Consider the following 18,820-nt stretch of genomic DNA (forward strand, 5'->3'; position numbering starts at 1 on the left):
GGCCGCGCTGGAGTGTTTTGATCATGAACAGATTTTTGCGTAACACCGTGCTGGGCACTATCGCCTCGTTGCTCATCAGTGGTTTTTGCCTGGCTGAAGAACGCACCGTACGGATCTACAACTGGATCGAATACCTGCCACCCGAAGTGCTCAAGAGTTTCCAGGAAGAAACCGGCATTCGCCCGATTTACGATGTGTTCGACAGCGCCGAAACCATGGAGTCCAAGCTGCTGACGGGCAACTCCGGGTATGACGTGGTGTTCCCCGGCACCGCCAACCTGGGGCACTTGATCACGGCCGGAGCCGTGCAGCCGCTGGACCGCCAGCAGTTGCCGAACTGGCAGCACCTGGACCCGCAGTTCATGCAATCCCTTGAAGCCGTGGGTGACACCGGCAACCGCTACGCCGTGCCTTACCTATGGGGCACCACATTGATCGGCTACAACGTCGACAAGGTGCGCAAGGCCCTGGGGCCCGACGTGCAGATGAACAGCTGGGACATCATCTTCAAGGAAGAAAACCTCGCCAAGCTCGCCAGTTGTGGCGTGGGTTTCCTCGACGCCGGCAACGAGATCCTGCCGATTGCCTTGCACTACAAGGGCCTCGACCCCAATAGCCAGAAGCGTGAGGACTATGTGCAAGCCCAGGCCGTGATGATGAAGATTCGCCCTTACGTCACTTACTTCAACTCGTCGCGCTACGGCATGGACCTGGCCAACGGTGATATCTGTGTGGGCGTGGGCTGGTCCGGCGGTGTCGCATTGGCCACGCGACTGGCGGATGCCGCCGGCAAGGGCGTCAAGGTCGAGATGGCACTGCCCAAGGAAGGCGCGCCGATGTGGGCGGACGTGATGATGATCCCGGCCAAGGCACCCGATCTGGCGGAGGCCCATGCGTTCATCAATTACATCCTGCGCCCGGACGTGATTGCGCGCATCAGCAACAAGATCGGCTACCCCAACCCGAACAAGGACGCCACTGCGCTGGTGGACGCCAGCATCCGCAACGACCCCAACATGTATGTGCCGGAGGAAGCGCGCAAGACCCTGTTCGCCCTGGAACCGATTCCGGCCGCCGTGGAGCGCATCCGTACCCGCACCTGGACGGCCATCAAGAGCAACCGCTGATCAGTGTGGCCTGACCCTGCAACGGGTCAGGCCTGCATGCCGTAGAACAGCAGCTCGGTGATACGCCTGACCTGGGTCGAGTGCGCGTCGAGATCCGGCTGTTCCTGGTTCACCAGCCTGAACAGTTGCAGGTGCGAATAGTCGTTCAACAGGAACGCGGCCAATTCCACATCGAGTTGCGGGCGCAGCTTGCCGGCCCGTTGCAGTTCCCGCAGCAGTTCGCTGATTTCCGCCCTGAGCGCATCGTTCATGGCGCGATAACCGGCCGGCAGTTCATTGTTGCCGCCGAACAGGATCAGCGGCAGCAGTTCACGCCACAGGCTGGGGTGCATGACTTCCAGGGCATAGCCGGTGAGCAGGCTTTCCAGGTGGCACAGCGCTTCGACCGGATCGTCCATTGTGTGGATCTCGCGGCGGGTGTCGCTGATTGCGCGCTGATCGGCGTGATGCAGGATTTCCAGGATGATTTCCTGCTTGTTGCCGAAGTACTTGAACACCGTCGGCGGCGACACCCCGGCCTGGCTGGCGATCTGCTCGATGGTGGTGTTCTGGAAACCCTGGCGCTCAAACAGCTCGATCGCGGCCTGGCTGATAGCTTGCCGGCGTTCGGCTTTCTGACGTTCACGCAGTCCGCTCACAGGAGATCCTTGTCACGAGTAAAAAGAGGGGCGCTTATCGCCCCGGTATCCCTGCAAAATACTTAATTGGGTAAAGCTTTTAAAGCACTAATTGCCCATCAAGGGCTTTGCCGCTGATGCTTCTTCAACCGGTAGGCAAATTGAGCGCGGCTGAGCCCCACAAGCCTGGCGGCGGCGGCCAGGTTGCCGGCGTTGCGTTGCAGGGCTTCGTTGAGCAGGCGCGACTCAAGGCCTTCGATGGAAAACCCCGGTTCCAGTTGGCCAAGGGTGTCGAACAGTGCCAGGCACGGCGGCGGTGCGCTGTTGGACAGGCTGCCGTGGTCGTCGAGGCCGTAGGGATCGGCCGGCATCGGTTCGTTGCGAAACAGGTGCACCAGGTCAATGGGTTGGCCTTCGTCGCTGGCGATCAGGCCGCGTTCGATCAGGTTTTGCAGCTCGCGCACATTGCCCGCGAAGTCATAGCGCAGCAACACCTTCAGGGCGCGCATGGTCAGGCCCGCCGGTGTTCGCGCGTATTCCTGGCAGAAGCGCGTGAGGAACGCATTGATCAACAGCGGGATGTCGTCCCGGCGTTCGCGCAGCGGGGGCAGGGCGATGGGGTAGACATTCAGGCGGTAGAACAGGTCTTCACGAAAGCTGCCGTCAGCCACGGCTTTACGCAGGTCGATATTGGTGGCGGCCACCACGCGCACATCCACCTTGATACCGCGCACTCCGCCGACCCGTTCGATTTCCCGTTCCTGCAAGGCCCTCAGCAACTTGCTTTGCCCGGCCAGGCTGAGGCTGGTGATTTCATCCAGAAACAGCGTGCCGCCCTGGGCCCGTTCGAAACGTCCAGGCCGCGAGTGGGTCGCGCCGGTATAGGCGCCGCGTTCGACACCGAACAGCTCGGCCTCGATCAGGTTGTCCGGAATGGCAGCGCAATTGAGCGCCACGAACGGGCTGTCCTGGCGGCGGCTGAGCTGGTGCAACTGGCGCGCAAACATCTCCTTGCCGACCCCGGACTCGCCGCTGATCAGCACGGTCGCGGGCGTCAATGCGACCCGTTGCAAAGCTTGCATCGCGGCGTTGAAGGCTGCGCTGGCGCCCACCAACGGTTGCGGCTGAGTGACTCCGCCATTGCTGCGCAGCGGGCTGGCGGGCGTGGGGGCGACAGGGCCGGCGACGGCCTGGGACACATTCAGGTAACGCAGGTCCTGCTCGACGTCACCCCATTGCTCCGCGGTCTTGCCGATCACCCGGCAACAGCGGTGGCCCATGCCCCGGCATTCCACCTCGCGGAAAATCACCATTTGCCCGAACAGGCCACTGACAAAACCGATGGCATAGCCGGTTTCAGTCCAGCACACCGGGTCCTGGCCGATGCCGTAGGCACCCACGTGTTCATCGGCCTCGCAGGAGTGGTGCCAGAGGAACTCGCCTTCATAGAACCCCGAGTCGGCATCGAACTTGAAGTGCAGCGGTTCGACCTTGGTCATGCCTTCCAGGGTGTGCAGGTGGGTCCCGGCGCGAAACACGGCGGCGGCATCGGCCTGTGGCCAGCGCTCGCGGATCAACCGCGCGTCCCGCGCGCCGGAGACATAACCGGTGCGGGTGAACAGGCCACGCGCCTGCTCCAGCCCCAGGCGTTCGATGACCTCCGCGCGCAGGGCACCGAACGACGAACCGTGCAGCAACACCATGCGTTGATCGTTGAGCCAGATACGCCCGTCTTCGGGCGAGAAGAACAGGCAATCGGTCAGTTCCGCCGGGGTGGGCGAACTGCTCTCACTGAGTTGACGGCTGTCGCCGCGCGGATGGTAGGGCGCGCTGGCCACCCGGTCGTCGGGCAGCGCGCTGTGGGGATTAGTCATTGTTATGCCCCTGCAAAGCGAGTGATCGATATGAGTAACTACTCAGATAGTTATTAAACATAACCTTATCAATTGAACAAGTGGCGGTGCCGCGGTTTTTGCAGCCGATGGGGCAGTGAGGCATGGGCGCCGCGTGGCAGGCCTCGTCCCAGAGCCCTCGGTCCTTTATGTCTGCGTCGTTGGGTGCAAGCGGCACAGCCTTTGCTCAAGGCTTGATGCGGCGCTTGCACCCTGTGCAGGCGATGACAATTACAAGAACCGGGAGTTGCCATGTCAGTACCTGAAACCACCCACTTGCTACAGCGGGCCATTGCGTCCGAATGCCTGTTCAACGGCGACTGGATACCTGCCTCGGGGTCCGTGATCGCGGTGATCGAACCCGCCACCGGCGAACCCCTGATGCGCTGCGCCATGGCCAACCCGGCCGACATCGCCGTGGCCTGCCGCAGCGCGGCCCTGGCGCAGCCGGCCTGGGCAGCACTCGGCCCACGGGAGCGCGCCGAGGTGTTTCGCAAGGCGGCGGACCTGGCCCAGCAGTCCTTTGCCGAACTGGCGCTGTACGTCGCGCGGGAAACCGGCGGCGCGTTGTTCAAGGGCGAGCACGAAGTGCGCGAGGCGATTGTGCTGCTGCATCAGGCGGCGGGGCTGTTGTCCCAACCTCACGGGCTGGTGCTGCCCAGTGCGGCAGGTCGCCTGTCCTATGCCCGGCGTCAGCCCCATGGCGTGGTCGGGGTGATTTCACCGTTCAATTTTCCGCTGGTGCTCTCACTGCGCTCGGTGGCCCCGGCCCTGGCGGCGGGCAATGCGGTGGTGCTCAAGCCCGACCCGCAGACCCCGGTCAGCGGTGGTTTTCTGATCGCCCGGCTGTTCGAAGAGGCGGGCTTGCCCAAGGGCCTGCTGCAGGTATTGCCCGGTGCCGCGCCGGCGGGTGAGGCGCTGTGCCGCGATCCGAATGTGCAGATGATTGCGTTCACCGGGTCGACGGCGGCAGGGCGCAAAGTCGCCGAAGTGGCCGGACGCCACCTGAAAAAAGTCGCGCTGGAACTGGGCGGCAAGAACCCGCTGATCATTCTCGAAGACGCCGACCTCGACCTGGCCGCGAGCAATGCCGCCTGGGGCGCCTGGCTGCACCAGGGGCAAATCTGCATGGCCACCGGCTTGATTCTCGCCCATGAATCCATCGCCGAACGCCTCACGCGCAAGTTGGTGGACAAGGCCCGGGTGTTGACGGTGGGCAATGCCGCCCGCGGTGAAGCCGCGCTCGGCCCATTGATCAACCAACGGCAATTGCAGCGCGTGCACGAGATCGTCAGCGACAGCCTGCAAGCGGGCGCACGGTTGGAGGCGGGGGGCGAATACGACCAGTTGTTCTACCAGCCCACCGTGCTCAGCGGTGTGCGGCCTGGGATGCGTGCGTTTGAGGATGAAATCTTCGGCCCGGTGGCCACGGTGGTCAGTTTTGCCACGGACGAGGAGGCCATCGAACTGGCCAACCGCACCGAGTACGGCCTCTCGGCCGCGATCATCTCGCCTTCGGTCGGGCGTGCCATGGCTATCGGCGAGCGGCTTGACTGCGGCCTGCTGCACATCAATGACCAGACCGTCGCCGACGAATGCATCAACCCCTTTGGTGGGCGCGGCGCTTCCGGTAATGGCGGCAGCGTAGGCGGGCCGGCCGACTGGGACGAGTACAGCCAGTGGCAATGGGTCACGGTGAAGAACACTGCGCCTGCCTATCCGTTTTGATCCACCTATGCCTATACAAAAACAAGAGGGCTTGAACATGAACCTGCACAACAAAACCCTGGTCGTCACCGGCGTCGCCTCCGGCATTGGCGCCGAGCTGGCGCGGCTCGCGCGCTTCCAGGGCGCCACGGTGATCGGCGTTGATCGCCATGCACCGCAACTGACCCTGGATGGCTTCTTCCAGGCTGACCTGGGCGACCCGGCCAGCATCGATGCCCTGGTGGCACGCCTGCCGGCGCGGGTCGACGGGCTGTGCAACATCGCCGGCGTGCCCGGTACCGCGCCCGTGCAAGCGGTGGCCACGGTCAACTACCTGGGGTTGCGGCACCTGACTCAAGCACTGCTGCCACGTATGGCGGCGGGCGGCAGCATCGTCAATGTCGCCTCGGTGCTCGGTGCGCAATGGCCGCAACGCCTGGAGCTGCACAAGGCCCTGGCTGCCACCCAAGGCTTCGAGGCTGGGCAGCAATGGCTGGCGGCCAATCCGGTGGAGCAGGCCAGCTGTTATCAGTACTTCAAGGAAGCGCTGATCGTGTGGAGCTTCCAGCAATCCCAGGCCTGGTTTCGTGATCACGCGGTGCGTATCAACTGCGTGGCGCCGGGGCCGGTGTTTACCCCGATTCTCGACGATTTTGTCAGCATGCTCGGGCCTGAGCGGGTGGCTGCGGACAGCCAGCGCATGACCCGTCCGGCCCTGGCCGATGAGGTGGCGGCGGTGATCGCCTTCCTTTGCTCCGACGCCGCGCGCTGGGTCAACGGGGTCAATCTGCCGGTGGACGGTGGGTTGGCGGCGACCTACGTGTAGGGGTTGCTCCAGCGGTAAACCCCGGTGCGGATCCACCGTGCCGGGGGTCTTGAACAACAACAAAAATACAGGACATACAAGATGCTCAAGCCTATCTTGCGGGCGGCTGCGGCCGGGACCTTTATCGCACTGTCATCGACTGCACATGCTTACGACTTGCCCGGCCTCAACCTGGGCAGCACCAGTTTCTACGACGGCTCACCGGCACCCGCCGGCCCTGGCTGGTACCTGGAGGAATACCTGACGTATTCCCGGGCCAGCCGCTTCAATGATGCCAACGGCCACAAGCTGGCACTGCCCAACCAGGACGTGGAAGTGGTGGCGCCTACCACACAGATCATCTACCTCGGCCAACCCTTGGCGAATGGCGCGATGCCCGGATTCACCCTGATCAACACCTCCCTGGCCCATGTGGATGTCGACGACGGGTTGAACAATGCGGCCTTGAGTTCTCGCGCCGGCTTTGGTGATGTGATTGTGGGGCCCTTCCTGCAACTGCCGACTCTGAGCCGCGCCGATGGCAGCCCGCTGTTGACCCAACGTATCGAAGCCGATATCTCGGTGCCGGTGGGCGCCTATGACCGCAAGCGCTCGATCAACCCAGGCAGCAACTTCTGGTCATTCAACCCGTATTACGCGGCGACGTACTGGTTCAGCCCGACGTGGTCGACGAGCGGGCGGTTCATGTACCTGTGGAATGGCAAGAACGATGATCCGCAGGCAGGCTTCGGGGATGTTTCCGATACCCAGGCCGGGCAGGCGTTGCATGCCAACCTGACCCTGCAATATGCCGTGAGCCAGCAACTGAGCGTGGGGGTTAACGGCTACTGGTTGAAGCAGATCACCGACACCCAGGTCGATGGGCACGCCGTGAGCGGGCGTCGGGAGAAGGTCTGGGCCATTGGCCCAGGCCTGGTCTACGGGTTCAGCAAGGAAGACGTGCTATCGGTAAATGCCTATTTCGAGCAGCAGGCGGAGAACCGCACGCAGGGCAACAAACTGGTGCTCAATTGGCTGCATAAGTTCTAGTGGGCGCCGTACGCACCATCACGCTGATGATGGTCAGTGCGGCAATCACCACCCCGGGGGAGGTCGCCAGCAGTACCCCGGCGGTGCCGGCGCCGGCGGCGAGCAGTTGCCCGGCCGCCAGCGGCCCGGCCACCGAACCCAGGCGGCCGACGGCCACCGCAGCACCGACACCGGTGGCGCGCACCGAGGTCGGGTAGGAGGGCGGTGCCGATGCATACAGCACCAACTGCGCGGCCATCACGAACAGGCCGGCGGCAAAACCGGCAATGGCCATGGGCACGATGCCTACCGACAACCCGACTCCGGCCAATGCCGCCAGCAATCCGGCATACACACCCAGGACCACTTTGACGGCATTGCAGCGATCCAGCAGCACGCCGCCGAGCAGCGAGCCGAGGGCGCCGCCGATATTGAAGAGCATCTGCACCATGCCCGCCTGGGGCTTGCTGAAACCTTGCTCCAGCAACAGCGACGGCAGCCAGTTAAGCAGCATGTACATCACGGTCAGGGTGAAGAAATAGCTGAGCCACAACGCCAACGTGGCGCGGGCGCGACCTTCGCCGAACAGCGCCTGGCCGGTAGAAGGGCGGGCGCCGTGCGTAGTGTCGCGCTGTTGGCGAAAGGCGCTGGACTCCGGCAGCAGCAGGATCATCAACGGCACGGCGAGCAACGGCGCCAGGCCACCGACGATAAAGGTGGTCTGCCAGTGCTCACTGGAAAACATCGCCACCACCGCGGCCAATGCGCCACCCAGCGGCACCCCGCAGTACATCACGCTGATGGCCGTGCCCCGGTTGCGTTCGCTCACCGCTTCGGCGCACAGCGCGATCAGGTTGGGCAACGCGGCGCCCAGGCCCAGGCCGGTGAGAAAGCGCACCAGCAACAGGCTGGCGTAGCTGTCGACAAACGCGGTGCTCAGGGAAAACAGCCCGAACAGCAGCACGGCACCCACCAGGATTTTCTTGCGCCCGATGCGGTCGGCGACCCAGCCGCCGAAGAACGCCCCCGGCAGCAGGCCGATGATGCCGACGCTGAACACCCAGCCGAGCATCTTCGGATCCAGGGCGAACGTTTGACGTAACCCGGCGGCGGCAGTGCCGGCGGCCTGCAGATCGAACCCTTCGATCAGCGCAACGATAAAGCACAACGCAATAGTCAGCGTCGAACGACGCGATGGACTGTCCATGGGCAAACCTCATTGTTGTTTTTGTTGTAGTGACGAGCGCGAGTGGCTGCTGGTGATTAAGATAACAAAGATAACTAAAAAATGAATCGTGGATTAATCCGCCCATAAAACATGAATAAATCCATGTAATTCATTGGCTTGCTATGTTGATCCATATGCAACTAAAAAATAGATAGCTTTATTAATGTTCGATTATCGCTCGGTTGCGGTTGACGGGCACCGCCGGCTGTTTCCATTCTTGGCTCGCGAAGCCGACGAGGCCGAGCGTGTGCCACCCCAAAAACAACAACAAAAAATGGACATCGAACATGCCAGAACTCCCTATGGAGCACGCCGTTGCAGCGGCGCCCGTCGCCTGTGTGTCGAACAATACCCCACGCCTGCTCATGGCATGCCTGGCCTTGAGCGTGCTGCCCACTTCGCTATGGGCCGCAGGCTTTATCGACGACAGCCACGGCACCTTGACCTTGCGCAATTACTACCTGGACCGCGACTACAAGGACGACGGGGCGAAGACCGCCGCGCGGGAGTGGGCCCAGGCGTTCATCCTCAACCTGGAATCGGGCTACACCCCGGGCCCGGTGGGCTTCGGCCTGGATGTGCGCGGGTTGATGGGGGTCAAGCTCGACTCGTCGCCGGACCGCAGCGGCACCGAGTTGCTGCCGGTGTCGGCCAGCGACAAGCGCGCCGCCGATGAGTACTCGCGCCTGGCCCCGACTGCCAAGCTGCGGTTTGCGCAAACCACGGTGAAGGCCGGCGATGTGTCGATCTTCCTGCCGTTCGCCTTTGCCAGCCCGTCGCGCCTGTTGCCGCAAACCTTTCGCGGCACCACCTTGAGCTCCAAGGACATCGATGGCCTGACCTTCAACACCGGCTACATCGACCGCATCAACAAGCGCGACTCCACCGACTACCAGGCCATGACCATCGCCTCGCCCAACCGGCGTTTCAACGCCACCGCCACCACGTCGCACCTGGCGTATGTGGGCGGTGACTATCAGGTCAACAAAGACCTCAGCCTGCGCCTCTATCACTCCCAGGTCGCCGACCTCTACCAGCAGGACACCCTGGCGCTGCTGCACAACCTGCCGCTGGGCGAGGGTGTGTTCACCAGCGACCTGCGCAGTTTTTTCAGCCGCGAGGACGGCAGTGCCAAGGCGGGCAAGGTGGATAACCGCAACCTCTCGGCGCTGTTCGGCTACCGCCTCGGCGGTCATCGCGTAAGCCTTGGCTATATGCACTCAAGCGGGGAGACGGCCACACCCTATATCTCCGGCACCGAGTTGATGGGCATGAGCGAACTGACCATGAGCTCGGACTTTCTCAACGCCAAGGAGCGCACCTGGCAGGCCATCTACGACTATGACTTCGCTGCGGCGGGTGTGCCGGGGTTGAAGACTCGGCTGCGCTATGTGCGCGGCGACAACATCGAACTGGCCGCTTTCAATGCCGAGGACCGCAAGGAGCGCGAGTTCCAGATGGAGTTGGGGTATGTGATCCAGGACGGCCCGCTGAAGAACGTCGGGTTCATGGCGCGCAAGTCGATCTACCGCAATGACTTCCCGAGCGGCGCGGCGTTTCGCGATGAAAACCAGACCCGTTTCCTGGTGCTCTACACCGTGGCGCTCTGGTAGGCCGCTCAGTCCTGGTAGACCTTCTTCAGCAGGCGCAGCAGCTCTTCGCGTTCCTGGGCGTCAAGGGCGGCCGTGGCGTCCAGGTCACTCTGGGCGGCGATCGCCTTGAGCTCCTTGAGCAGGGTTTCGCCGCTCTTGCTGAGGAAGATCCCATAGGAGCGCTTGTCCGGCTTGCAGCGCACCCGCACGGCGAGGGCGCGGCTTTCCAGCTTGTTCAGCAACGGCACTACCTGGGGCGGCTCGATGGCCAGTGCGCGGGCCAGGTCGGCCTGCATCAGCCCGGGGTTCTGCTCGATGATTGCCAGGGCCGAGAACTGTGCGGGGCGCAGGTCGTGGTCCGACAGCCGGCCGATCAGGTTCTGGAACAACTTGAGCTGGGCGCGGCGCATGGCGTAGCCGATCAGATCGTCCAGGGCTGAATCCAGCGGCGGCCGTACCTCGTCGTTGTCGGGCAGGGCCTGGCTGGCGGCGGCGATGGTGGAAGGCTTGGCCATTGGCAGTGCAATCCTCAGAAGGTGGAGGTTAAGAAGTCTATCTAGTTTGCCGGGGTTGGCGCGTCATGGCTATGCCGGCTTTTCACAACGCCTGGAAAACACAGGTTTCATCGCGTAAAAATATTGGTTATCCGAATTAATAGTTAATTGACATAACTATATTTGCGGTTTAATTTCGACTCATCTTCAAACCCAGAACAAGAGCGTACCGCCATGAGCAATTACGAAGGCCGTTGGACCACCGTCAAGGTTGAGATCGAAGAAGGCATCGCCTGGGTCATTCTCAATCGTCCGGAAAAACGCAACGCCATGAGCCCGACCCTGAACCGGGAAATGATCGACGTCCTCGAAACCCTCGAGCAGGACCCTGCCGCCGGCGTGCTGGTGCTGACCGGCGCCGGCGAAGCCTGGACCGCCGGCATGGACCTCAAGGAATACTTCCGCGAGGTGGACGCCGGCCCGGAAATCCTCCAGGAAAAAATCCGCCGCGAAGCCTCGCAATGGCAATGGAAACTGCTGCGCATGTACGCCAAGCCGACCATCGCCATGGTCAATGGCTGGTGCTTCGGCGGTGGTTTCAGCCCATTGGTGGCCTGCGACCTGGCGATCTGTGCGGACGAAGCCACCTTCGGCCTCTCGGAAATCAACTGGGGCATCCCGCCGGGCAACCTGGTGAGCAAGGCCATGGCCGACACCGTGGGCCATCGCCAATCGCTGTACTACATCATGACCGGCAAGACCTTTGGCGGGCAGAAAGCCGCCGAAATGGGCCTGGTCAACGAAAGCGTGCCGCTGGCTCAACTGCGCGAAGTGACCATCGAACTGGCGCGCAACCTGCTGGAGAAAAACCCGGTGGTGCTGCGTGCCGCCAAGCATGGCTTCAAGCGCTGCCGCGAATTGACCTGGGAGCAGAACGAGGATTACCTCTACGCCAAGCTCGATCAGTCGCGCCTGCTCGACACCGAAGGCGGTCGCGAGCAGGGCATGAAACAGTTCCTCGACGACAAGAGCATCAAGCCTGGCCTGCAGGCGTATAAACGCTGAAGGGCGCGGCCGCCTGGCCGCGCCGTTGTACCCTGCTTGAACGTATTCCCGATAAAGACAATAAAGAGGAATCACCATGCTGGACGTGCCCCTGTTGATCGGCGGCCAGTCGTGCCCCGCCCGTGACGGTCGAACCTTCGAACGTCGCAACCCGGTGACCGGTGAAGTGGTCTCGCGGGTGGCCGCCGCCACCCTGGAAGATGCCGACGCCGCCGTAGCGGCCGCCCACGCCGCGTTCCCCGCATGGGCGGCGCTGGCGCCCAACGAACGCCGTACCCGCTTGCTCAAGGCTGCCGAGCAATTGCAGGCGCGCAGCGCCGAATTCATTGCCGCCGCCGGCGAGACCGGCGCCATGGCCAACTGGTATGGCTTCAACGTGCGCCTGGCGGCCAATATGCTGCGCGAAGCGGCGTCGATGACCACCCAGATCACCGGTGAAGTGATCCCCTCCGATGTTCCCGGCAGTTTCGCCATGGCCTTGCGTCAGCCTTGCGGCGTGGTACTGGGCATCGCGCCGTGGAATGCCCCGGTGATCCTCGCCACCCGCGCCATCGCCATGCCGCTGGCCTGCGGCAATACCGTGGTGCTCAAGGCCTCGGAGTTGAGCCCGGCGGTGCACCGCCTGATTGGCCAGGTCTTGCAGGACGCCGGCCTGGGCGATGGCGTGGTCAATGTCATCAGCAATGCCCCGGCGGATGCCGCTGCGATTGTCGAGCGGCTGATCGCCAACCCGGCCGTGCGCCGGGTCAACTTCACCGGCTCCACCCACGTGGGGCGGATTGTCGGCGAGCTCTCGGCGCGTCACCTCAAGCCGGCCTTGCTGGAACTGGGCGGCAAGGCGCCGTTGCTGGTGCTCGACGACGCCGACCTCGACGCGGCGGTGGCAGCGGCGGCCTTTGGCGCCTATTTCAACCAGGGCCAGATTTGCATGTCCACCGAGCGCCTGATTGTCGATGCCAAGGTCGCCGATGCCTTCACCGCCAAGCTGGCGGCCAAGGTCGCGACCCTGCGAGCGGGCGATCCCGTGGCGGCGGATTCGGTCCTGGGTTCCCTGGTGGACGCCGGCGCCGGCACGCGCATCAAGGCCCTGATCGACGATGCCCTCGCCAAGGGCGCGCGGCTGGTGGTGGGTGGCCAACTGGACGGCAGCATCCTGCAGCCGACCCTGATCGATGGCGTTACCGAGCATATGCGCCTGTACCGCGAAGAGTCCTTCGGTCCGGTGGCGGTACTGCTGCGCGGTGACGGGGATGAAGCCTTGTTGCGCCTGGCCAACGACTCCGAGTTCGGCCTCTCGGCGGCGATCTTCAGCCGTGACACCGGGCGTGCACTGGCCCTGGCCCAGCGTGTCGAGTCGGGCATTTGCCATATCAACGGCCCGACCGTGCATGACGAGGCGCAGATGCCGTTTGGCGGGGTCAAGTCCAGCGGCTACGGCAGCTTCGGCGGCAAGGCCTCGATCGAGCACTTCACGCAATTGCGCTGGGTGACCTTGCAGAACGGGCCACGGCACTACCCGATCTGAGCAGACGTCGCGACATAACAATAACAAGGCGGCGTTGATCCGCCTTGCTGGAGGACACCCTTGTGAGTTCCGAATTCAGACCGCAACCCCAGCCCGCACCGCGATACCGCGAGGTCTCCATTGGCCACGCAGCGGTGGCGGTCACTGAAGAACACGGCGTGCTGCATATGCGCTCCCTGGAGCCCCTGGCCGAGTTGCCGACGCGCCTGCTCGATCGCCTGGTGCATTGGGCCCGGGTGCGGCCCGAGCAGACGTTTATCGCGGCACGCCAGGCCGGTGGTGATTGGCGCCGGGTCAGCTACCGCGAGATGCTCGACAGCGTGCGTGCGATTGCCCAGGGCCTGTTGCGTTACGGGCTCTCGGCGGATAAGCCGCTGGCCTTGCTGTCGGGCAACGACATCGAGCATTTGCAGGTCGCCCTCGGCGCGATGTACGCCGGTATTCCTTACTGCCCGGTATCGCCGGCGTATTCGTTGTTGTCCCAGGATTTCGCCAAGCTGCGGCATGTGTGCGACCTGCTGCAACCGGGGCTGGTGTTCGTCAGCGATGCGGCGGCTTACCAGCGCGCCATCGACGCCGTCCTGCCGGCCGAGACCCCGCTGATCAGCGTGCGCGGCCACGTGCCTGGACGCACTCAGGTCAGCTTCGCCAGCCTGCTGCAAACGCCGGGCGCCGCCGAGGCCGACGCGGCGTTCCAGGCCACCGGCCCCGACAGCATCGCCAAGTTCCTGTTCACTTCGGGCTCGACCAAGTTGCCCAAGGCGGTGATCACCACCCAGCGCATGCTCTGCGCCAACCAGCAAATGCTGTTGCAGACATTTCCGGTGTTCGGTGAGGAACCGCCGGTACTGGTGGACTGGCTGCCGTGGAACCATACGTTTGGCGGTAGCCATAACGTCGGCATCGTGCTCTACAACGGCGGCACCTTTTACCTCGACGATGGCAAGCCGACCGCCCAGGGCTTTGCCGAGACCCTGCGCAACCTCAATGACATCTCGCCCACGGCCTACCTGACGGTGCCCAAGGGCTGGGAAGAGCTGGTCAACGCCCTGGAACAGGACGCCGCGTTGCGCGAACGGTTTTTTGCGCGGATGAAACTGTTCTTCTTCGCCGCCGCCGGCCTGTCGCAAAGTATCTGGGATCGCCTCGACCGCGTGGCCGAACAGCACTGCGGTGAACGCATCCGCATGATGGCCGGGCTGGGCATGACCGAAGCCGCGCCGTCCTGCACCTTCACCACCGGGCCGTTGTCCATGGCCGGCTATATCGGCTTGCCTGCGCCCGGCTGCGAGGTGCGCCTGGTGCCGTTGGACGGCAAGTTCGAAGGGCGCTTCCGCGGGCCGCACATCATGCCGGGGTACTGGCGGGCGCCCGAGCAAACCGCCGAGGTGTTCGACGACCAGGGTTTCTACTGTTCAGGTGACGCGATCAAGCTCGCTGACCCGCACCAGCCGCAACTGGGGCTGATGTTCGACGGGCGGATTGCCGAGGATTTCAAGTTGTCTTCCGGGGTGTTTGTCAGTGTCGGCCCGTTGCGCAATCGCGCGGTGCTCGACGGCTCCCCCTATGTGCAGGACCTGGTGATTGCCGCGCCGGACCGTGAATGCCTGGGAGCGCTGGTGTTCCCCCGGCTCTACGAGTGCCGTCGGTTGGCCGGCTTGAGCGCCGACGCCAGCGACGCCGAGGTGCTGGCCAGCGCGCCGGTACGCCAGTGGTTCGGCGACTGGTTGCAGCGCCTCAACCGCGAGGCCACCGGCAATGCCAGTCGCCTGGAATGGATTGCTCTGCTCGACGAGCCAGCGTCTATCGATCGCGGGGAAATCACCGACAAGGGTTCGATCAACCAGCGCGCCGTGCTGCAATGGCGTGCGGCCAAGGTCGAGGCGCTGTATCGCGGTGAAGATCCTGCGATCCTGCGCGCCGGGCCCAAGCCTTGAACAGCGCCGGGCAGTACTCGGCGTTTGCCGATGCGGCGATTTTCGCGGCGGTGCGCACGCCGTGGGTCGACCTTGGCGGCGCACTGTCCCAGGTGTCGCCTATCGATTTGGGGATCAAGGTCGGCCGCGAAGTGCTGGCCCGGGCCGGCATCGACCCCCTGGCGGTGGACAGCGTGCTGGCCGGCTCCATGGCCCAGGCCAGTTTCGATGCGTACTTGCTGCCCCGGCATATCGGCCTGTACAGCGGGGTGGCGCAAGCGGTCCCGGCACTGGGGGTGCAGCGCATCTGCGCCACCGGTTTCGAGCTGCTGCGCCAGGCCGCTGAACAACTGCGCGACGAGGTGCAACTGGCGCTGTGCGTGGCCAGTGAATCCATGTCGCGCAACCCGATTGCGGCCTACACCCATCGGGATGGGTTTCGCCTCGGCGGCGAGGTGCAATTCAAGGATTTTCTCTGGGAGGCCCTGTACGACCCGGCCCCGGGAATGGACATGATCGCCACCGCCGACAACCTGGCGCGCCGTTATGGCCTGAGCCGCAAGGCCGTGGACCGCTACGCCTGCGACAGCCACCAGCGTGCCTTGCAGGCGCAACGTGAGGGCGCGTGGGCGGAAGAAATCGTCACGGTCGATAACCAGGTGTTCGAGCTTGAGGGGTATCAGCCCAGAGGCATCAGCCTTGCGCGCCGGGCCAGTGCCGTCAGCGCCGACAGCCACCCACGACCCACTGATCTTGAAGCCCTGACGCGCTTGCGCGCCGTGCATCCAGGCGGCGTGCAAACCGCCGGCAACAGTTGTGCGGTGGTCGATGGTGCGGCGGCGGCTTTGGTGGGACGTGCCTCGGCCTGCACGCGTCCGGCCCTGGCGCGGCTGCTGGCCAGCGCGGTGGTTGGCGTGGCCCCCGAGTTCATGGGCATCGGCCCGGCACCGGCGATTCGCCTGCTGCTGCAACGCAGCGGCTTGGACCTGGGCGACATCGGCCGCTTCGAGATCAACGAAGCCCAGGCCGCCCAGGTACTCGCCGTGGCCCATGAACTGGAGCTGGACAACAGCCGCCTCAACGTCGAGGGCGGCTCCCTTGCGCTGGGGCATCCGTTGGCCGCCACCGGCCTGCGCCTGGTGATGACCCTGGCCCGACAACTGCGCCAGCACAACCTGCGCTACGGGATTGCCGCGGCGTGTGTGGGTGGCGGGCAGGGCATGGCGTTGCTGATCGAGAACCCTGCCTACCCGGCTTGAAGCGCATGATTCTTTTTTGTCGATGAGGTGTTCCGATGTGGAGCTATGAGGCGCCCCTGGGCGATATGCAATTTGTCCTGGAACACTGGTTGCAGGCGCCCGACACCTGGCAGCGCCAACCGGCTTTCGCGGCCCTGGACCTGCCGCTGGCGCTACAGGTGCTGGAGGAGGCGGCACGCTTCAGCCAGGGCGTGCTGGCGCCGTTGAACGGCAGCGGTGATCGCCAGGGCTGCCGCTGGCAGGCGGGCCGGGTCAGCACCCCGGACGGCTTTGTCGAGGCCTATCGCGCTTATGTCGAAGGGGGCTGGCCGGCGCTGGCGTGTGCCGAGGAGCAGGGCGGGCAGGGCTTGCCGCAACTGCTCGATGCGGCGCTGCAAGAGATGCTTTACGCCAGCAACCACGCCTGGGCCATGTACACCGGGATCGCCCACGGCGCCTACCTGTGCCTCAAGACCCACGCCGCTCCATGGTTGCAGGCACGCTACCTGCCCGACATCGTCAGTGGCCGGGCCTTGCCCACCATGTGCCTCACCGAGTCCCAGGCCGGCAGCGATGTCGGCTTGCTGCGTTGTCGCGCGCAGCCCCAGGCGGATGGCAGTTATCGCCTCAGCGGCAGCAAGCTGTTTATCTCCGGCGGCGAGCACGACCTCACGGCGAATATCCTGCACCTGGTGCTGGCGCGCCTGCCCGATGCGCCGCCGGGCAGCCGTGGCATTTCACTGTTCCTGGTGCCCAAGCACCTGGACGATGGCCAGGCCAATGGCGTGCACTGCGACGGCATCGAGCACAAGATGGGCATCAAGGGCAGCGCCACCTGCTCCCTGGTGTTCGACGCCGCCCAGGGCTGGCTGGTCGGCGAGCCCAATCGCGGCCTGGCGGCGATGTTCGTGATGATGAATTCGGCGCGCCTGCATGTGGGCCTGCAAGGCCTGGGGCATGTCGAGGCGGCCTGGCAGAACGCCCGCCAGTACGCCGCCGAGCGCTTGCAGATGCGTGCGCCGTCAAGGCCGGAAGAGGTGGTGGCCCAGGCGGCTGACCCGATCCGTTATCACCCGGCCATGCGCCGCGTGTTGCTGGAGCTGCGTACCACCAGCGAGGGCATGCGTGCCATCGGCTATTGGGCGGCGCACCTGCTTGATCAGGCCGAGCATGACCAGGACTCGTCGGCGGCCCGCTTGGCGCCGTTGCTGACGCCCATCATCAAGGCGTTTTTCACCGAACAGGGCTTTCGCCAGGCCAGCCATGGGCTGCAGGTGTTCGGCGGTTACGGCTACGTCACCGAGTTCGCCATCGAACAAACCCTGCGCGACAGCCGTATCGCGATGATCTACGAGGGCAGTAACGAGATCCAGGCCAATGACCTGTTGCTGCGCAAGGTGCTGGGGGATGACGGCCGAGCCTTTGGCCTGCTGCTGGCCGAGTTGCGCGCCGAGGCCGGGCAGGGCGCGCAGTATGAGGAATGCGCAGGCTTTTCCGGCGCGTTGTCCAACCTCTGCGACGCGTTGGCCAGTGTGGTGCACGCCATCCGTGAACGCGCGCACGAAGACAGTGAATACCCCTATCGGGCGGCGCCGGATTTCCTCCAGCTCTGTGGCGTCGCGTTGCTGGCCTTTGCCTGGGCGCGGGCCGCGCGGGTCTCCAGGGCACTGCGCGAAGACGATCCGCTGCGTGCCGCCAAGCTGCAAAGCGCCGGGTTCTTTTTCGATTACCTGCCGTCGCGGCTGGCGCAGCACCTGGGCGCCATAGACGGGGCACGGGCAGCGCTGGCGTTCATCTGACGCGGCCAGGTGCTTGCGGTACTACTTGCGGTACCATGGCGGCTCACGTTTTCTGGAAGTTGCCTGGATGAGTAAACCCGGTCAATTGGTGCTGGTTGCACTGCGCAAGATGATTGCCAGCGGGGAGTTGGCGGCGGGCGAGCGGCTGATGGAGATTCCCACGGCGCAGCTGTTCGGCGTGTCGCGCATGCCGGTGCGCATGGCCTTTCGTACCCTTGAGCAGGAAGGACTGCTGGTGCCGTTTGGCGGGCGCGGCTATCAGGTGCGCTCGGTCAGCCCCAGCGACATTGCCGGCGCCGTCGAAGTGCGCGGCGTGCTTGAGGGCCTGGCAGCGCGTCAGACCGCCGAGCTTGGTTTATCCGATGCGGCACGTGCGGCGCTGGAGCGCTGCCTGGTGGAAGGCGATCAACTGTTCGAAAAGGGCTACGTGACCGAGGATGACCTTGAGGTCTATCACGACCTGAACATGCGCTTTCACCAGGTCATCGTCGAAGGCAGCCACAACCCGGCGATCGCCGACGCGCTGGCCCGCAATGATCACCTGCCGTTCGCCTCGGTGACGGCGCTGGCGGTGGATCGCGAGGACATGGCCCGCGAGTACCGACGCTTCAACTATGCCCACATGCAGCATCATTCGGTTTTCGATGCCCTGGTCAATCGCCAGGGCGCGCGGGCCGAAGCCATCATGCGCGAACACGCCAACGCGACGTTGCGCTATGCCGAGATCTTCAGCTCAGCCACCGCCGCCGCGCGCATGAAGGTGATTTTGCCCGCGTCGTGACACCT

Annotated in this window: 16 protein-coding genes; 11 read left to right on the plus strand and 5 right to left on the minus strand. The window is 64.3% G+C overall.

Annotated elements, in window-relative coordinates; translation table 11 throughout:
* Positions 1-23 precede the first annotated feature (23 nt).
* Positions 24-1,127, plus strand: coding sequence for a polyamine ABC transporter substrate-binding protein (locus BB029_RS13955; RefSeq protein WP_065939623.1), 1,104 nt, complete (start codon positions 24-26; stop codon positions 1,125-1,127).
* A 26-nt stretch (positions 1,128-1,153) separates the two neighbouring features.
* Here BB029_RS13955 and BB029_RS13960 read toward each other — a convergent pair whose 3' ends face one another.
* Both BB029_RS13960 and BB029_RS13965 read right to left on the minus strand, forming a co-directional pair.
* Positions 1,154-1,765 carry a TetR/AcrR family transcriptional regulator gene (locus BB029_RS13960; protein ID WP_065939624.1) on the minus strand — a complete coding sequence of 204 codons (612 nt, stop codon included), beginning with the start codon at positions 1,763-1,765 and terminating at the stop codon, positions 1,154-1,156.
* A gap of 98 nt (positions 1,766-1,863) precedes the next feature.
* Positions 1,864-3,618 carry a sigma-54-dependent Fis family transcriptional regulator gene (locus BB029_RS13965; protein ID WP_065939625.1) on the minus strand — a complete coding sequence of 585 codons (1,755 nt, stop codon included), beginning with the start codon at positions 3,616-3,618 and terminating at the stop codon, positions 1,864-1,866.
* Positions 3,619-3,888: 270 nt separating this feature from the next.
* On the opposite strand from BB029_RS13965, the gene BB029_RS13970 reads away from it, so the two are divergent.
* From BB029_RS13970 to BB029_RS13980, 3 genes are all read left to right on the plus strand, one after another.
* Entirely contained in the window at positions 3,889-5,364 is a 1,476-nt protein-coding gene (locus BB029_RS13970; protein ID WP_065939626.1) for a benzaldehyde dehydrogenase, read from the plus strand.
* Positions 5,365-5,401: 37 nt separating this feature from the next.
* Positions 5,402-6,169, plus strand: a complete 768-nt coding sequence (locus BB029_RS13975) for a coniferyl-alcohol dehydrogenase (protein WP_065939627.1) — start codon at positions 5,402-5,404, stop codon at positions 6,167-6,169.
* Positions 6,170-6,250: 81 nt separating this feature from the next.
* Entirely contained in the window at positions 6,251-7,198 is a 948-nt protein-coding gene (locus BB029_RS13980) for a transporter (protein ID WP_065939628.1), read from the plus strand.
* Here the strand turns inward: BB029_RS13980 and mhpT are convergent.
* Both mhpT and BB029_RS33790 read right to left on the minus strand, forming a co-directional pair.
* Positions 7,176-8,384, minus strand: coding sequence for a 3-(3-hydroxy-phenyl)propionate transporter MhpT (gene mhpT / locus BB029_RS13985; protein WP_065939629.1), 1,209 nt, complete (start codon positions 8,382-8,384; stop codon positions 7,176-7,178). The genes BB029_RS13980 and mhpT overlap by 23 nt on opposite strands.
* A gap of 181 nt (positions 8,385-8,565) precedes the next feature.
* Positions 8,566-8,694: a hypothetical protein gene (locus BB029_RS33790; protein WP_256558265.1), complete on the minus strand. Its 129-nt coding sequence runs from the start codon at positions 8,692-8,694 to the stop codon at positions 8,566-8,568.
* Here BB029_RS33790 and BB029_RS13990 point away from each other — a divergent pair.
* A complete protein-coding gene (locus tag BB029_RS13990) occupies positions 8,693-10,018 on the plus strand; it encodes an OprD family porin (protein WP_065939630.1) in 1,326 nt (441 codons plus the stop codon). The genes BB029_RS33790 and BB029_RS13990 overlap by 2 nt on opposite strands.
* 5 nt (positions 10,019-10,023) lie before the next feature.
* Here BB029_RS13990 and BB029_RS13995 read toward each other — a convergent pair whose 3' ends face one another.
* A complete protein-coding gene (locus BB029_RS13995; RefSeq protein WP_065939631.1) occupies positions 10,024-10,512 on the minus strand; it encodes a MarR family winged helix-turn-helix transcriptional regulator in 489 nt (162 codons plus the stop codon).
* Between the two features lie 213 nt (positions 10,513-10,725).
* Here BB029_RS13995 and BB029_RS14000 point away from each other — a divergent pair, with 213 nt between their 5' ends.
* The 6 genes from BB029_RS14000 (at position 10,726) to BB029_RS14025 (ending at position 18,815) form a co-directional block, all read left to right on the plus strand.
* A complete protein-coding gene (locus BB029_RS14000) occupies positions 10,726-11,556 on the plus strand; it encodes a p-hydroxycinnamoyl CoA hydratase/lyase (RefSeq protein WP_010567568.1) in 831 nt (276 codons plus the stop codon).
* Positions 11,557-11,632: 76 nt separating this feature from the next.
* Positions 11,633-13,081, plus strand: coding sequence for an aldehyde dehydrogenase (locus tag BB029_RS14005; RefSeq protein ID WP_053139707.1), 1,449 nt, complete (start codon positions 11,633-11,635; stop codon positions 13,079-13,081).
* A gap of 62 nt (positions 13,082-13,143) precedes the next feature.
* Entirely contained in the window at positions 13,144-15,018 is a 1,875-nt protein-coding gene (locus BB029_RS14010; RefSeq protein WP_065939632.1) for a feruloyl-CoA synthase, read from the plus strand.
* A complete protein-coding gene (locus tag BB029_RS14015) occupies positions 15,015-16,256 on the plus strand; it encodes a thiolase family protein (RefSeq protein WP_065939633.1) in 1,242 nt (413 codons plus the stop codon). The genes BB029_RS14010 and BB029_RS14015 overlap by 4 nt, the downstream gene beginning before the upstream one ends.
* Positions 16,257-16,291: 35 nt before the next feature.
* Complete coding sequence (locus tag BB029_RS14020) at positions 16,292-18,034, plus strand: acyl-CoA dehydrogenase (protein ID WP_065939634.1); 1,743 nt, start codon at positions 16,292-16,294, stop codon at positions 18,032-18,034.
* Between the two features lie 67 nt (positions 18,035-18,101).
* Positions 18,102-18,815, plus strand: a complete 714-nt coding sequence (locus BB029_RS14025; protein ID WP_065939635.1) for a GntR family transcriptional regulator — start codon at positions 18,102-18,104, stop codon at positions 18,813-18,815.
* The last annotated feature ends 5 nt before the right edge of the window (positions 18,816-18,820 follow it).

The sequence above is a fragment of the Pseudomonas sp. S3E12 genome (genome assembly GCF_001702295.1).
In the GTDB taxonomy this organism is placed as follows: domain Bacteria; phylum Pseudomonadota; class Gammaproteobacteria; order Pseudomonadales; family Pseudomonadaceae; genus Aquipseudomonas; species Aquipseudomonas marginalis.

Excerpts from the sequence above, each read along its gene's own strand:
- mhpT (WP_065939629.1), bottom strand. The coding sequence starts at position 8,384 with ATGGACAGTCCATCGCGTCGTTCGACGCTGACTATTGCGTTGTGCTTT.
- BB029_RS13990 (WP_065939630.1), top strand. The coding sequence starts at position 8,693 with ATGCCAGAACTCCCTATGGAGCACGCCGTTGCAGCGGCGCCCGTCGCC.
- BB029_RS13980 (WP_065939628.1), top strand. The coding sequence starts at position 6,251 with ATGCTCAAGCCTATCTTGCGGGCGGCTGCGGCCGGGACCTTTATCGCA.
- BB029_RS13995 (WP_065939631.1), bottom strand. The coding sequence starts at position 10,512 with ATGGCCAAGCCTTCCACCATCGCCGCCGCCAGCCAGGCCCTGCCCGAC.
- BB029_RS14025 (WP_065939635.1), top strand. The coding sequence starts at position 18,102 with ATGAGTAAACCCGGTCAATTGGTGCTGGTTGCACTGCGCAAGATGATT.
- BB029_RS14000 (WP_010567568.1), top strand. The coding sequence starts at position 10,726 with ATGAGCAATTACGAAGGCCGTTGGACCACCGTCAAGGTTGAGATCGAA.
- BB029_RS13975 (WP_065939627.1), top strand. The coding sequence starts at position 5,402 with ATGAACCTGCACAACAAAACCCTGGTCGTCACCGGCGTCGCCTCCGGC.
- BB029_RS13965 (WP_065939625.1), bottom strand. The coding sequence starts at position 3,618 with ATGACTAATCCCCACAGCGCGCTGCCCGACGACCGGGTGGCCAGCGCG.
- BB029_RS14005 (WP_053139707.1), top strand. The coding sequence starts at position 11,633 with ATGCTGGACGTGCCCCTGTTGATCGGCGGCCAGTCGTGCCCCGCCCGT.
- BB029_RS33790 (WP_256558265.1), bottom strand. The coding sequence starts at position 8,694 with ATGTTCGATGTCCATTTTTTGTTGTTGTTTTTGGGGTGGCACACGCTC.
- BB029_RS13970 (WP_065939626.1), top strand. The coding sequence starts at position 3,889 with ATGTCAGTACCTGAAACCACCCACTTGCTACAGCGGGCCATTGCGTCC.
- BB029_RS13955 (WP_065939623.1), top strand. The coding sequence starts at position 24 with ATGAACAGATTTTTGCGTAACACCGTGCTGGGCACTATCGCCTCGTTG.
- BB029_RS14020 (WP_065939634.1), top strand. The coding sequence starts at position 16,292 with ATGTGGAGCTATGAGGCGCCCCTGGGCGATATGCAATTTGTCCTGGAA.